The organism is Plantactinospora mayteni, assembly GCF_016862935.1.
GTDB lineage: Bacteria > Actinomycetota > Actinomycetes > Mycobacteriales > Micromonosporaceae > Plantactinospora > Plantactinospora mayteni.
Map to the genome: position 1 here is coordinate 359,273 of NZ_BONX01000002.1, position 14,690 is coordinate 373,962.

The window sequence follows — 14,690 nt, forward strand, 5'->3', positions numbered from 1 at the left end:
CCTCGTCGCGGGGGCGGTCAGCTCTGCGCCGCCGCCATCCGCTGGCGCAGGCTCAGCGGGCGCATGTCGGTCCAGACCTCGCCGATCCGGGCGAGGCAGTCGGCACGCGGGCCCTCGGTGCCCTCGGCGTGCCAGCCCGCCGGCAGATCCCGGTCGGCGGGCCAGATGGAGTACTGCTCCTCGTCGTTGCGGACCACCCGGTACACCCGGTCGTCGTTCTGCTCGTCAGCCATCGGAACTCCTCATGATTGGTCTGGGCTCCGGCCGGGGCCGGATCACCTGGGACGCAGTGCCGCCCGGAGCGGGCCGGATCACCTGGGATTCGCGGTGCCGCCCGAAACGGGCAGGAACTCGTCGACGCGGATGCCGAGGCCACGCTCGACGGCGGCGGCCCGGACGAACTCCGCGAGGGCGATGTCCAGGGCGCCGAGGCCGAACGGCGAGTAGACCACCGTCCGGTCGGGATCGCGGCGGAAGCCGCCGGTGCCGCGCAGGATCTGGCCGATCGGCGCGTCGATGAAGTCCCGGTGCCCCACCTGCAACTCGGTGAGGTGCAGCGAGGTCCGCTCCCGGCACACGTGGTCGGCGTCGTCGACCACGTTCTGGCTGGCCAGGATCGTCGCCGGGGCCAGGTCGCGCAGCGAGACGTGCAGCACCGTGCCGGGCCGGGCCGGGCCGAGGTCGAGGTGCGGCTCGGCCGCCGTGGTGGCGATCGAGACCAGGTCATGCGCCGCGACGGCCCGGCCGACGTCGGCGGCCAGCGTCACGTGCAGGGTCGGCGAGAGGTCGGCGCAGTCCCGGGCGAACGCCGCCGCCCGGGTGCAGTCGCTGTCGAAGAGGGTCACCTCGGTCAGCGTGGGCAGCGCGGCGAGCAGGAAGCGCAGTACCTCCAGGTTGATCACGCCGCAGCCGATCAGCGTCACCCCGCTCGGGCCCGGCTCGCGGACCAGCAGCCGGGCCGCGAGCGCGGCACTGGCCGCGGTCCGCTTGGCCGAGATCACCGAGCCTTCGAGCAGTGCCGTCGGCTGCCCGGTCTCCAGATCGTTGATCACGATCGAGGCGCTGGCCCGGGCCAGCCCGGCGGTGATGTTCCCCGGCCAGGAGGCGATCCACTTCATCCCGGCGGCCGGCGACTTCCCGCCGACGTACGCGGGCAGCCCGATGATCCGGTTGCGGGGCTGGTCGGGAAAACGGAGGAACGTCGAGTGCGGCACCGCGGTGGCGCCCTCGTCGTGCAACTTGTACGCCTCGCCGACCAGCTCGATCAGCGCGAGTTCGCGCTCGGCGAGGATCTGTTGCACGTCGTCATGTCGAAGGATCAGCATCAGGCCTGATCACCACCGGCAGCTTCCTTCCAGAGGTGCGAAACTTCACCGAAGCGGCTCCGTACCCAGTCGTCGGAATAGATCGTGCCGAGGTAGCGGTCGCCACCGTCGGGGAAGATGAGCACGCATTTCGCGCCCTCGGGAATGGTCGGGCTGCGCCGTTCCAGGGCGGCGACGGTGGCCCCGGAGGAACCGCCGGCCAGGATCGCCTCCCGGGCGGTGAGCCGGCGGCAGGCGGCGACGCACTCGAGGTCGGTCACGTGGATGACCTCGTCGGCGGCGTCCGGGTCGAAGAGTCCCGGCCGCAGCGACGCACCGTGTCCGGGCAGTAGCCGCTCGATCGGCTGCTGCCCGTCGAAGATCATGCTGCCGACGGCGTCGACCGCGACGATCTTCGTCTTCAGCCCGTGCTCGCGGACGTAGTCCGCGCAGCCGCGCAGGGTGCCGCAGGAACTGACCGCACAGAACAGGTAGTCGACGGAACCGTCGAGCGCCTCGACGATCTCGCCCATGGTCTGCCGGTGCGCGATCGGGTTGAGCGGGTTCGCGTACTGGTTGGGCCAGAACGCGTGCGGGGTGTTCGCCACCAGTTCGCGGACCCGGCGTACCCGCACCGGCAGGTACTCGCCGCTGTCCGGGTCGGGCCGGTTCACCACCTCGACCGACGCCTGGTACGCCCGCAGTATCGCGATGTTCTGTTCGGTCGTCTTGGCGTCCACGACACAGACGAACCGGAGCCCGAAATACCGGCAGATCTGGGCGAGCCCGACCGCCAGGTTTCCCGAGCTGGACTCGACCACCACCGATCGGCCCGGCTGTAGCTCGCCGCTGCGGATTTTGTCCAGCAGCATGCTCAGTGCGGTCCGATCCTTGACGCTGCCGCCGGGATTGAACCGCTCCAGTTTCGCGAACACCTTAATTCGTGAATCCGGTATCAGACGTTCGAGTTCCACCAGAGGCGTGTTCCCGACGGCCGAGAGGATGCCCTTCAGCGCGTGCGGTGAACCTTTTTCAACCTCCCCTTGCGGTTGGTCGTGGCCGCCGGTGGAGGACGGCGTGCAGGCGCCGCGCTCTCCAGGTTGTAAGAGGTCCATTGGCACGGCTTTCCCTTCGCGGGTCAGTTACTGTCCCGGAAAACGTCACCGTCAGGTGGCGTTCCCACGGTTGGTGCCGGCCTGCTTTCTCGGCTCCTTGTCATCCTGCGACCCGCGGCTATACCAGCCCCATATCGAAACTATCTTCCAAAACGAACCGGGCTCCGCCACCGACGAAATGTCGGGATGGCGGAGCCCGGACAGGTCCGATGTGGGCGGTTACTCGCGTACGCCGGCCAGCTCGACCGCGCGGGACCGGAACGCCAGCCGGACCGGCACCACGGCACCGAGTACGGCCAGTCCGGCGCTGATCACCGTGATCACCGCGACGGTGCCCCACGGCACGCTGACCGGGGTGGCCCCGACGAGCTGCCCCAGGGCGAGCCGTACCCCGGCCAGGTTCACCGCCGACGCCCCCACCGCGAGCAGTACGCCGACGCCGGCCACCAGCAGCGACTCGGCGGCGAAGACCCGCAGCACCTGTGGCGGGGTGGCCCCGGCCAGCCGCAGGATCGCCAGGTCCCGGAGCCGGTCCGAGGTCGCCATCACCAGCGTGTTGACGATGGCGATGAAACAGAAGACGATCGCGATGCCGAGCACCAGCAGCATGCCCAGCGAGGTCGTCTCGCTGTTCTCGCTGCTCTCCTCGCCGAGCCAGTCCTCGGCCGCGATCGCCCGGGCACCCTGCCCGGCGGTGGCGGACTCCAGGGCGGCCCGGACGGTCGCCGGGTCGGTGCCGTCGCGCAGCGAGACGTAGACCCGGCGGGCCAGCCCGGTGAAGGCGTACTTGGCGGTGCCGGCGTACTTGGTGCTCAGGTAGGCGACGTCGTTGCTGCCGGAGGTGGTGTTCAGCACCGCCACCACTCGCAGCGGCACGGTACTGCCGTCGGCCATGAAGACCTCGACGGTCTCGCCGACCCCGACCCCCCAGTCGTCGTTGACGACGATGCTGTCGTCGCGCAGGTCGGCCGGGTTGCCCTCGTCGACCGGCAGGGTCAGGGTGCTGGACAGGGCCGCCGGGTCGACGGCCAGCGCCTCGTAGTCGGCGAGTCGGGCGTCGTCCCGGGCGTACACCATGGTCGGCAGCGCGGCGACCACGTCGACGCCGGGGATCGCCCGGACCCGTTCGGTGACCGCCTCGTTGACTCCGGGCGTACCGTCCGGGGTGACCACGAAGTCGGCGGTGACCTGGTTGCGCCGGCCGCTGTCCTTGGCCCGGTCGATGGTCGCGGCGGCACCGAGCAGCGAGATGGAGAGCCCGACGGTGAGCAGCACCGGCGCGGCGGTGGCCGCGGTACGCCGCACCGCGGTCAGCGCGCTCTCCCGGACCAGCATCCCGGCGGCACCGCCGAGCCGGCCGAGCGGCCAGGTGATCAGCCGGGCGATCGGCTTGACCACCACCGGGGCGAGCAGCGCGAAGGCGAGGATCGGGAACATCAGCACCCCGATGTACCGGGTCGGCACCATCACCATGCCCGGGTTCACCAGCGCCACCCAGCCGATGGTGACCAGGCCGAAGGCCAACGCCATCAGCCCGTAGAGCCACCGGCCGGAGGTCATGGTGCGGGTGTCCACGGCGGCGTCCCGGAGCGCCTCGATCGGGCGTACGTCGCCGGCCCGGCGGGACGCCGCCCAGACCCCGGCCAGCGCCACGCCCATTCCCATGCAGAACGCGATCAGCAGCGGCACCCAGACCGCCGGACCGGTGGAGAACTCGACGGTGAACCACGGCGGTGCGAGCCCCAGGTCGACCATCCAGCCGGCCAGCAGCGGCGCGGTACCCAGTCCGAGGGCGCAGCCGGCGACCGCGGAGCCGAGCCCGACCACGAACGCCTCGGTCAGCACCATCCGGCGTACCTGCCGGGGTGTCGCGCCGACCGTGCGAAGCAGCGCGATCTCCCGGCGCCGCTGGGCGACCGCGAAGGCGAACGTCGAGGCGACCAGGAAGATCGAGACGAAGCCGGCGACCACGGCGGTGATCGGCAGCAGCGTCTGGGTGTTGTCGATCGCCTCCCGGTCGGCGTTGTAGCTCGGGTCCAGCACGTTGCGCCGGTCTCCGGTGAGCACCTCGGCGTCGCCGCCGACGGCCTGCCGTACCGCCTCCGGCGCCCCGTAGGCGACCAGCGCCTCGACCCGGGGCGAGAGCCGGGCCGCCTCGGCCTCGGTGAAGAAGACCGCGGACTCGAAGTCGGCCGGCGCGGTCACCCCGGCGACGGTGTAGTCCTGTGGCCCGCCGGTGGTGAAGACGGTGACCCGCTCGCCCGGTCCGGCACCGCCGCTCGGCACCACGACCTCGGAGTCGGCCTGCGGTGCCCGGCCGGCGGCCAGCGCGTACGGCGCGAACTCGGCGCTGGACCAGCCGTGTCCGACCTGGTCGTCGGGGCCGCCGGAGAGCTGGGCGTAGAAGGAGCGGACCGGTACGGTGCGGCCCAACGCGCCCACCTCGGCGGCCAGCGTCTCCGAGATGCCCCGGGCCTGGATCAGCGAGCGGCTGCCCGGGTCGTGCCGGGCCGGATCCCACTCCGGGTCGAGCGCGGCGACCACCACCGGGGCGGCGGCGAACCGCTGCGGCGCCCGTTCCGGCAGCCCCAGGGTGGCGCCGATCTCCAGCCCCATGGCGGCGATCATCGCGGCGCCCAGGGTCAGCGCGACGAACGTACCGACGAAGGCGGCCCAGCGCACCCGCAGCGTCTGCAAGGCGATACTCAGCACGCGCCGACCTCCATGCGCGTCATCCGGGCGGCGATCGCCTCCGCCGTCGGGTTGACCAGTTCACCGGCGAGCACCCCGTCGGCGAGGAAGACCACCCGGTCCGCGTTGGCGGCGGTCACCGGGTCGTGCGTGACCATCACGATGGTCTGCCCGTGCCGGTCGACCAGGCCGCGCAGCAGCGCCAGCACCTCCCGGCTGGTGCTGGTGTCCAGCGCGCCGGTCGGCTCGTCCGCGAAGAGCACCGCCGGCTTCGTCACCAGGGCGCGGGCGATCGCGACCCGCTGCTGCTGGCCGCCGGAGAGCTGCGCCGGGCGATGCCCGCCCCGGTTGCCGAGGCCCACCTCGGCGAGTACCTCCGCCACCTGGGACCGGCTCGGCTTGCGGCCGGCCAGCCGCAGCGGCAGCGCCACGTTCTGCTCGGCGGTCAGCGACGGCAGCAGGTTGAACGCCTGGAAGACGAAGCCGATCTTGTCTCGCCGGAGCAGGGTCAGCGCGGTCTCGCTCAACCCGGTCAGGTCGGTGCCGCCGATCACCACCCGGCCACCGGTCGGCCGGTCCAGCCCTGCCGCGCACTGCAACAGGGTCGACTTGCCCGAGCCGGACGGCCCCATGATCGCGGTGAAGCTTCCGGCCCGGAGATCGAGCGACACGTCTCTCAGGGCGGTCACCGCGTTCTGACCCGAACCGTACGTCTTGCTCAGCGACTCCAGCCGCACAGCCTGCTCCATAGCGAGCATCCAATCACTGTTCGTTAGATCGACACATGAGATACCACCCTGAGAACCCCCGGACCGGCGACCCTGAGCTATCCCGGGTTTCGGACGGTTCCCTGCGTGTCACCGACCTTTCTCGACCTTCCCTTGCGGTCGGACGCGGTGTGCGAGCGCCACGCGGTTCAGGTTGAGAAAGGTTCACTGCCCGGGCGAGACCCCGCCGGTTCCCAAAGCGAGCAGTTGTTCCAGTTGTGCGCTGTCGACAAGGGAGACCCGGTCGATCCGGCGCGTCGGGTCGGCGGTGGCCGCCTCCAGCAGCCGGCGGTAGTGCCCGGTAAGCCGCTCTATGGTCGCACCGTCGAACAAATCCGTGTTGTACCGGAAGACTCCGGTGAGTGAATCCTCCGCCTGCCGCAGCTCCACGTTGAGGTCGAACTGCCCCTCCATCTGCGGGACGTCGAACGCGGCCAGCCGCAGCCCGGCGTAGGAGATCTCCGGGCCGACGACGGCGCCCTCCGGCAGCAGCGGCAGCGGCGGGTCGAGCCGGTCCGCCGCCACCATCGTGAAGGCGATCCGGAACAGCGGTGACCGGCTGGTGCCCCGGGCTCCGCCGAGCATCCGGTCCAGCAGCGGGAACGGGTAGCCGGCGTGGGCCAGTCCGGAGAGGAGTTCCCGGTGTGCCGCCGCCACCGCGTCGGCGAAGGTGGCCCCGGGGGCGAAGGACGAACGCAACACCAGCGTGTTGACCAGGTAGCCGACCACGTCCCGCAGCCCCCGGCCGTGCCGGGTCGCCACCGGGCAGCCGACCGCGAAGTCGTCCTGGCCGCCGTACCGGAACAGGGTGGCCTGGAAGACCCCGAGCATGAAGGCGAACGGGGTGACCCGGGCCGCCGTGGCCGCCGCCCGGACCCGGGCCGCCAGCTCGTCGGGCAGCCGCCAGTGCTGGGTCGCCCCGTCGAACGTCTGCCGCTCCGGCCGGGGCCGGTCGACCGGGATCGCCCCGGCCGCCACCCCGGTGCAGCGGTCCCGCCAGTACCGCTCCAGCCGGTCGCGGCGGGGCGAGTCGAGGAGTACCCGCTCCGCCTCGACGTGGTCCAGGAAGCTCGCGGTCAGCGGCGCCCAGTCCGGCTCGGCACCGGCCGCGATCCCCCGGTAGCCGGCCAGCAGGTCGCGCAGCAGCAGCCACTGCGACATGGCGTCGCTGATGATGTGGTGGGTGACCAGTACCAGGGCGGCGTCGTCGGCGGACCGGCGCAGCAGCACCACCCGGAAGACGTCTGCGGCACCGAGCCGGAACGGCACCTCGCCGACCGACCGGGCCAGCCCGAGCAGCGCCTCGTCGGTACGGCCGGGAACGTCCCGGATCTCCAGCCACCGGGAGGCGGTCGTCCCGGCCCCGGCCACCGGAGCGGCCGGCGGCAGGAACTGCCGGGGTACCCCGTCGACCTCGGCGAAGGCCGCGCCGAGCACCGGATGCCGGGCCACCAGCGCGTCGACCGCCCGGGCCAGCGCCGCCCCGTCCAGCGCGGTCCGGACCCGGACCGCGAGCGCGATGTTGTACGCCGGGCTCTCCGGCGCGAGCTGGTGGAGGAACCAGAGCGCCTCCTGCCCGACCGAGAGCGGATGGCCGGGGCCGGGCCGCGACTCCTCCGGCCCGGCCGACGGCTGGCCCGACCCGGTCGACTGAACCGCCATCAGCAGCCGCCTAAGAAACCGCTGGCTTGAGCCATGGGGAGGACAGGGCGGTCAGGCGTGGTGTTAGTTCTCGGCATGGCGGCGGCTCCTCTGTGGGGCAAAACCTGTCGGATGCGGCTGGGATGCTTCCGGGTGTGGACGAGACGGTGCGGTACACCTACCGGTTGCGCCCCGGCGCGACCGCGCGGGCCGCGCTGTTGGCCGAATGGGGACGCTGCCGCTGGCTGTGGAACGAGGCCGTCCACCAGTACAAGACCGGGCGTAGGCCAACCCTCGGCAAGCTGTCGAAGCTGCTGACCGAGGCGCGAGCCCGCTCGTCGTGGCTGCGGGACGGGTCCCAGGTCGCGCAGCAGCAGACGTTGCGTACCTACGCTCTCGCCCTTCAGCACTCCTTCAGGGTGAAGGGACGCGGCCGGCCGAGGGTCAAGCGGCTGAAAGGCACGCTGCCCAGCCTCGAATACACCAGGCGTGGGTTCTCGATCCGCGACCAGCGGCTTCGACTGCCCGGCGGCGTCACCATTCCGGTCGTCTGGTCCCGTGAGCTGCCGCCCGATCCGACCAGCGTCCGCGTCTACCAGGACAGCCTCGGGCACTGGTACGCCTCTTTCGTCGTCCGCCGCCAAGCCACACCCGCGCCCGATGTCGCGGGGGCGATCGGTATCGACTGGGGCGTCACCACGACCGCGACGACCACCGACCCCACCTACGACCTGCCGTACCTCGGCCACCGAAAACGGTGCGCCGCCGAACTCGCCAAACTCCAGCGCCGGATGGCCCGCCGCCGGCGCCTGAGGGGTGTCACACCGTCGAAGGGCTACCTGCGGGCCAAACGGCAGGCAGCGAAGGTCGCGAAGAAGGCGGCCCGGCAGAACACCCACGACGCCCGCGTCTGGGCGAAGAAGATCGTCGACAACCACGCGACGATCGCGATCGAGGACTTCAAGCCAAAGTTCCTCGCCAAGTCCCGGATGGCGCGTAAGGCCGCTGATGCGGCGATTGGGGCGGCGAAGCGGGAACTTGTCGACCGTGGCCGGCGGGCGGGCCGGAAGGTGGTGTTGGTGCCGCCCGCCTACACCACGATGACCTGCTCGCAGTGCGGTACGAGAGCCAAGCACCGCCTCGGGCTGGGTGTCAGAGTCTTCCGGTGCGACACCTGCGGGTACACCGCGGGTCGGGACCGGAACGCCGCGAGGACGATCCTCGCCACGGCAGAACGCGGCCGTGCTGGTGCCGACGACGTGAGACATGCGATCACCTCCTTCCGGAATGGTGGTCGGGTGCGGTCCGAGCCAGAAATCCCCCGGCTTCCAGCCATGGGGAGGCGTTAACCCCGGGACCCCAGGAGGCCGTGCAGGTAGCCGGCGAGGGCGTTCACGGTCGGGTGGTCCCAGGCCATCGTCGGCTCCACCTCGAGGTCGAACCGCTCCTCCACGTCCCCGCTCAGGGTCATCGCGTAGACCGAGTCGAGGCCGATCTCGACCAGCGGCGCGTCGGCGTCGATCTCCTCGGCCGACCGTTGCAGGTAGAAGGCGATCCGGCCGACCAGCCAGGTACGGATGGCCTCGACGGACGTGTCTTGGATGGTTCCGGACATGGTGCACTCCTTCGACGTACGGACGGGGTTGGTCAGCCGGCGAGGTGCCGGTTGACGAGATCGAAGCCGCGGTTCTCCTCGTGACGCTCCAGCAGCTCGATGAAGAGGTGTCGCTCCAGCCCGTCCGGTGCCGCGCCCGGGTCGAGGCCCAGCCGTCCGGCCAGCCGGGACAGCGCGGCGAGCAGCCACGGGGTGTCCCGCAGGAACGGGTCGTCCTGGTTGTGCCACCACACCCCGAGGCAGGCGGCGGCGGCCAGCACGGTCGCGTACCGGTCGGTCAGGTCGAAGCTGCGCCGGCCGGCGATCACCGTACGGTCCCGGGGCGGCAGCTCGGCGCAGACCTCGGCGAGCCGGTCGAGTTCGGCGGTGAAGAGCCCGCAGAGCCGGGCGACCGCCGGATCGTTGCCCGGTCCGGCGAGGTACTCCCGGAGCGTGGCGGTCAGGCTGTCCATCCCCCGGGCGGAGAGCCCAAGGCCGGCGAAGTCCAGCGGGGGCAACGGGTCGGCGAGCCGGAACAGTGCCGGCGGCGGAGGCGGGCTGGACCGCCAGCCCTGCTGGGCCAGCCGGGGCAGTTGCGGGATGATCGTCGCCTGGCAGACCGCCGCGCTGGCGTGGGTGAGCGTCGCGGCGAGCAGGTCCCGCAGGTTCTTCTGGAAGATCGCGTACGGGCCGTCCCGCAGGTACGACCGCGCGCCGAGTACCACCGAGAGCCGGTGCGCCGCCTCCTGCAACAGCTTCGGCACCAGGTATTTCACGGCCGCGCTGTACACACTGGTCTGCTCCGGCAGCACGTGCAGGGCCCGGGCGACCACGGTGGCCAGGCAGTCGCTGATCAGCAGGTCCAGGAAGCCGTCGACCAGGGTGGCCCGGGCGTGCGGCAGCTCGGCCACCGGCATCCCGTACAGCCGGCGGTCGAGGGCGAACCGCAGCACCGTACGCAGTTGGGTGTCGACGATCCCGACCGCCATCCCGGGCAGTACGCCCCGGGTCACCTGGAACGCCCGCAGCACCGTCTCCATCGCACTGCCGAGGTCGCCGACGACGGCGTCGGCCGGTACCGGGCAGTCGGTGAACTCCAGCCCGCCGAGCAGTACCCCGCGGACACCGGCGGTGTGGTAGCGGCGGAGGTGCCGGCGGTGCGCCGCCGGCAGCGCGGCCATGTCCAGTAACAGGTGTGAGTGGCTGCGGCTGCCCAGCCGGTCGTCGGTGCGGGCGAAGAGGGTCACCGCGTCCGCCCGGCTCAGGTTGCCGACCATCTCCTTGCGACCGGTCACCACGAAGTGGTCGCCGTCGAGCCGGGCCTGCAGCGCGGCCCGGCCGAAGTCGGTGCCGTGCGCCAGCTCGTTGTAGCCGGCCGACGCCTTGCCGTGCCGCAGCAGCAGGTCGGCCATCCAGCGCCGCTGCTCGGCGGTGCCACTGGTCCAGACCGGGGTGGCGGCGATGAAGGTGGTGACCCCGTAGCCGACCCCGAGGGTGGTGTCCCGGCGGAACACCGCGCGCAGCACCTGGGCCAGCCGGTCGGCCCGGTCGAACCGGCCGCCGAGGGCCCGGGGCACGAACTCGGCGTTCAGCCCGTACCCGTCGAGCGCCCGCTCGCCCTCGGCGAGCAGTTCGCCGCGCTCGTCGGCGGCGAGCACCGCCGGATAGCCGACCGGGTTCGCCGGGTCGTGCGGATCCCCGAGGTACGCCTCCAGGTCCGGCTCGGAGCCGAGGGCCGGGGCCGTGCCGGGCACGGGAGCGGTGTCGACGGTCATCGGGCCACCTCGGAAAGCTGTGCGGCCGTTCCGGCGGACCGCGCCGGAGACTCGGACGCCTGCGGGGCCGGTTCGGCGAGCCGGGACGGCGACTCGGAGTGCTGGGCGCCCGCCTCGGCGAGCCGGGCCGGCAGCAGGGAGAAGAGCCGACCCTCGTGGTGCTGGGCCCGCAGGTCCGGCAGCAGCCGGTCGTAGTCCTCGCCGTCGTCGGAGCCGGACCCGGTCGCGGTGGCCGGGCGGAGCTGCCCGATCAGCCGGTGCAGGCAGGCGCGCAGCCAGCGGGCGTCCGCCCAGAGCGGCGCGGTCGGCCCGTCGGAGAGCCAGTGCCGGTTGCGCAGCCACAGGTGCAGGCAGGCGGCGGCGGCGAAGGCGAGCGCGTACTCGCCGGCCATGCCGAACGCCTCGGCCGGCACCTGCCGGGGCTGCGGCCGGTACGCCGCCATCCGCTCGTGCAGCCCGTCAACCAGCCCGGCCAGCGTCTCGGCCTGTACGGCCAGGGCCGGCGGGGCGATGCCGGCGTCGACCAGCTCCAGTACCTCGGCGACGGCGGCCGGCAGGTGCTGGACCACGCTGCACCCGGTCCGGGAGAGCAGGGCGAGGCGGCTCCGGTCGAAGTCCGGCAGCGGCCGGGCCAACTCGACGGTGTCGACCAGCCCCGGGTCGACCACGCCCCGCCGGTAGCCCCGGACCAGGCCGGGGAACTGGTTGACCAGGGTGTTCAGGTTGACCAGGGTGTTGCCGTCGAAGATCCCGACGATCCGGTGGTCGCGTTCGATCTTCTGGAACAGCCCGTCGGCGTGGTCCTCGGTGAGCAGGGCGCGGGCCCCGAGCACCTGGCCGAGCCGCGGGATGGTCCGGTCCATCATCGTCGGCACCAGGTATTTGGCGACCGCCGAGGTGACGCTCAGCTCGCCGGGCGTGGCGTGGATGCCGCGCGCGGTCAGCACGCTGGTCGCCTCGCCGATCAGCAGGTCGACGTACGCCTCGGTCAGGGTGCGGTTCGCGTGCGGCAGGTCGACCAGCGGTCGGTCGTACAGCCGGTGCCCGGTGGCGAAGTCGAGGACCAGCCGCAGCGCCTGGTCGGCCAGGCCCAGCGACATCGCCGCGCACATGGTGCGGGTGAGCTGGACACTCTTCAGCACGATCTCCGGGCCGGCGCCGGTCGCACCGAGCAGCGCCTCGGCCGGCACCTCGGCGCCGGTGAAGGCGATCCCGCTGATGTCGGCGCCGCGTACCCCGTGGGTCCGCTCCTTCGGCAGACAGCGGAAGGTACCGGGGGCGAGCCGTCGCTTGTCCACCAGCAGCAGGCTGAAGCCCCGGGTGCCGCCGGCCGGTTCGGTCCGGGCCAGTACGCAGACCAGGTCACCCCGGCTGGCGTTGTTGATCAGCCACTTCTCGCCGTCGACCCGGTAGCCGTCCCCGGTCGGCACCGCCGACACCTCACCGGCGAGCAGATCGCTGCCGTGCTCCCGCTCGGTCAGCGCCAGCGAGATGACGCTGCCGGCCAGCACCTCGGCACCGACCCTCCGAGCCTGCTCCGGAGTGGCGCCCACCCAGGCGGAGACCGCGCCGAGGTACGTCTTGCCGTGTCCGATCGCGACGGTCAGGTCCCGGCGGGCCAGGATCCGTACCGCGTGCAGCAGTTCCTCGTAGCTGCGCAGCTCGCCACCGTACTCGGCCGGTACGTAGAAGCGGGGCAGCCCGAGCCGGTCCAGTTCGGCGCAGATCTCCGCCGGGAACTCCTCCCGGCTGTCCAGCGCGACGCAGCGGGCGAACGAGGCCGGCCGGGCCGGGTCGCGCGGGTCGCCGAGGCCGTGGTCGAGGTGTTCGGCGAGGGCGAAGGCGGGATAGCGCATCCCGGTCACCCCCGCCCGGCCGGCACCGGCAGCGCGGCACGCTCGGCCCGGTAGCGGTTCCGGACCTCCAGATCGAGATCCTCGTACGTCGCGTCCAACACACCGGAGACGAAGAGTTCCCGCATCATGGTCCGCTGGATCTTCCCGCTGGTGGTCCGCCGGACCTGCCCGACCCGGACGAAGACGACGTTCGCCACCCGGACCCCGAGGATCCGGCTCAGCGTCGACTTGACCGCACCGGCCAGCCCGGCGATCTCGGCGGCGTCCCGGCTCCGGGTCCGGAGTTCCTGGACGACCACGATCTCCTCCCGGGGCGCCGGCACCGCGAAGACCGCGCAGGGCAGCCCGGCGAACGCCTCGGCCACCTCCCGGACCTCGCGCTCCACGTCGTGCGGGTAGAGGTTGCGGCCGTGCACGATCATCATTTCCTTGATCCGGCCGGTGACGTACAGCTCGCCGTCGTCGAAGATGCCGAGGTCACCGGTACGCAGGAAACCGCCGTCGCCGTCCGCGGTCACCGCGCCGAAGGCCCGCCGGGTCGCCTCCGGGTCCCCCCAGTAGCCCCGGGTCACGCTGCCGCCCCGGATCCACACCTCGCCGACCCGACCGTCCGGCAGCACCGTGGAGGTGCCCGGGTCGATGATCCGTACGTCCAGCGCGTTGACCCGGCCGCTGCCGACCAGGGCCAGCCCGGCCGGCGTACCGTCCGGGAGCGGGGCGAAGACGTCCCGGGCCAGTTCCACGGGGTCGACGTGCGCGGTGACGGGGCGGCCGGCCGGGCGGGCCCCGGTGACGCAGAGGGTCGCCTCGGCCAGCCCGTACGTCGGCAGGAACGACTCGTAGCGGAAACCGGCCGGGGCGAACCGGGCGGCGAACCGCTCCAGGGTGGCCGGGTCGACCGGCTCGGCACCGTTGCAGGCGTACCGCCAGCGGGACAGGTCCAGCCCGGCGACCTGCTCGTCGGTGAGCAGCCGGGCGCAGAGGTCGTACGCGAAGTTCGGCGCGCAGGCCACCTCGGCGCCGTACCGGTCGATCGCCTCCAGCCACAGGTGCGGGCGCTTGAGGAAGTCGTTCGGCCGGATCAGCACCGCCGTGCTGCCGAGCAGCAGCGGCGCGATCAGCATCGCGATCAGGCCCATGTCGTGATAGAGCGGCAGCCAGCTACAGAACCGGGTCTGGTCGGTCCAGCCGAGGGTGCGGTGCACCGAGCCGATGTTGTGCAGCACGTTGCCGTGGGTGACCATCACGCCCTTCGGGTCGCTGGTCGACCCCGAGGTGTACTGCAGGAACGCGATGTCGTCCGGGCGGGCCGGATAGGGCCGCCACTGCCCGTCCGCCGCCGGCCCGGCGGTGTCGGTCGGCTGCGCCGGCCCGGTCGGGTCGCCCGTGCCGGTGACCACGGCCGGGGCGCCGATATCGGTCGCCGCGAAGGCCAGGTGGTCCAGTCCCTCCTGGAGCATCCAGTCGTCGACGGCCCGCAGGTTCTCCGGATCGGTCAGTACCACCGCCACGTCGGCGTTCCGGGCGATCGCGCTGGTCCGGTCGGCGTGGTGCCGGTAGTTCGCCGGCAGCGGCACCGGTACCGGGATCACGCCCGCGTACAGGCAGCCGAGGAAGCCGGCCACGAACTCCAGCCCGGTCGGATAGAGCAGCAGGGCCCGGTCACCCGGCCGGCACCGCTGGCCCAGCCAGGCCGCCGTCGCCCGGGCCACCCGGTCGAGTTCGGCGTACGTCAGGGACGTCTCGACGAACCGCTCCCCCGCACCACGGCAGAACACCACCGCCTGCCGTTCCGGCGATCCGACGACGTTCTGCCGGACCGCCTCGACGATGCTTCCCTTGGACACGTTTACTTCCCCGGCTTCTCCGGTACGGCATCCACCGCCCCATCGGCGTTTCCGTGGCAGACCGTACGATCGACGTCCATATTCGGGCTATATCGGCAAG

The 14,690-nt window shown here is 72.2% G+C and carries 11 protein-coding genes; 1 reads left to right on the top strand and 10 read right to left on the bottom strand.

From position 1 onward, the window contains the following. Positions 1-17 precede the first annotated feature (17 nt). The 6 genes from Pma05_RS01870 to Pma05_RS01895 all read right to left on the bottom strand — a co-directional run bounded on the left by Pma05_RS01870 (position 18) and on the right by Pma05_RS01895 (position 7,539). Entirely contained in the window at positions 18-233 is a 216-nt protein-coding gene (locus Pma05_RS01870) for an MbtH family protein (protein ID WP_203855458.1), read from the bottom strand. Between the two features lie 78 nt (positions 234-311). Next, positions 312-1,325, bottom strand: a complete 1,014-nt coding sequence (gene sbnB, locus Pma05_RS01875) for a 2,3-diaminopropionate biosynthesis protein SbnB (RefSeq protein WP_203855459.1) — start codon at positions 1,323-1,325, stop codon at positions 312-314. Continuing rightward, complete coding sequence (gene sbnA, locus Pma05_RS01880; protein ID WP_239311533.1) at positions 1,325-2,308, bottom strand: 2,3-diaminopropionate biosynthesis protein SbnA; 984 nt, start codon at positions 2,306-2,308, stop codon at positions 1,325-1,327. Before sbnA ends, sbnB begins: the two co-directional genes overlap by 1 nt. A 330-nt stretch (positions 2,309-2,638) precedes the next feature. Next, a complete protein-coding gene (locus Pma05_RS01885; protein WP_203855461.1) occupies positions 2,639-5,131 on the bottom strand; it encodes an FtsX-like permease family protein in 2,493 nt (830 codons plus the stop codon). After that, positions 5,125-5,859, bottom strand: a complete 735-nt coding sequence (locus tag Pma05_RS01890; RefSeq protein ID WP_239311535.1) for an ABC transporter ATP-binding protein — start codon at positions 5,857-5,859, stop codon at positions 5,125-5,127. Before Pma05_RS01890 ends, Pma05_RS01885 begins: the two co-directional genes overlap by 7 nt. A 183-nt stretch (positions 5,860-6,042) precedes the next feature. Further along, positions 6,043-7,539, bottom strand: a complete 1,497-nt coding sequence (locus Pma05_RS01895; RefSeq protein WP_203855463.1) for a condensation domain-containing protein — start codon at positions 7,537-7,539, stop codon at positions 6,043-6,045. A 134-nt stretch (positions 7,540-7,673) separates the two neighbouring features. Here Pma05_RS01895 and Pma05_RS01900 point away from each other — a divergent pair, with 134 nt between their 5' ends. Continuing rightward, complete coding sequence (locus tag Pma05_RS01900) at positions 7,674-8,867, top strand: RNA-guided endonuclease InsQ/TnpB family protein (protein ID WP_203855464.1); 1,194 nt, start codon at positions 7,674-7,676, stop codon at positions 8,865-8,867. Here the strand turns inward: Pma05_RS01900 and Pma05_RS01905 are convergent. From Pma05_RS01905 to Pma05_RS01920, 4 genes are read right to left on the bottom strand one after another with little or no spacing between them, the layout of a single operon-like run. Beyond that, complete coding sequence (locus tag Pma05_RS01905) at positions 8,864-9,133, bottom strand: acyl carrier protein (protein WP_203855465.1); 270 nt, start codon at positions 9,131-9,133, stop codon at positions 8,864-8,866. The two genes, Pma05_RS01900 and Pma05_RS01905, sit on opposite strands and share 4 nt — an antisense overlap. 32 nt (positions 9,134-9,165) lie before the next feature. After that, positions 9,166-10,887: an acyl-CoA dehydrogenase family protein gene (locus tag Pma05_RS01910; protein ID WP_203855466.1), complete on the bottom strand. Its 1,722-nt coding sequence runs from the start codon at positions 10,885-10,887 to the stop codon at positions 9,166-9,168. Further along, positions 10,884-12,743 carry an acyl-CoA dehydrogenase family protein gene (locus tag Pma05_RS01915; protein ID WP_203855467.1) on the bottom strand — a complete coding sequence of 620 codons (1,860 nt, stop codon included), beginning with the start codon at positions 12,741-12,743 and terminating at the stop codon, positions 10,884-10,886. The genes Pma05_RS01910 and Pma05_RS01915 overlap by 4 nt, the downstream gene beginning before the upstream one ends. 5 nt (positions 12,744-12,748) lie before the next feature. After that, positions 12,749-14,590 (bottom strand): fatty acyl-AMP ligase, encoded by a 1,842-nt coding sequence (locus Pma05_RS01920; RefSeq protein ID WP_203855468.1) that lies wholly within the window; start codon positions 14,588-14,590, stop codon positions 12,749-12,751. Between the last annotated feature and the right edge of the window lie 100 nt (positions 14,591-14,690).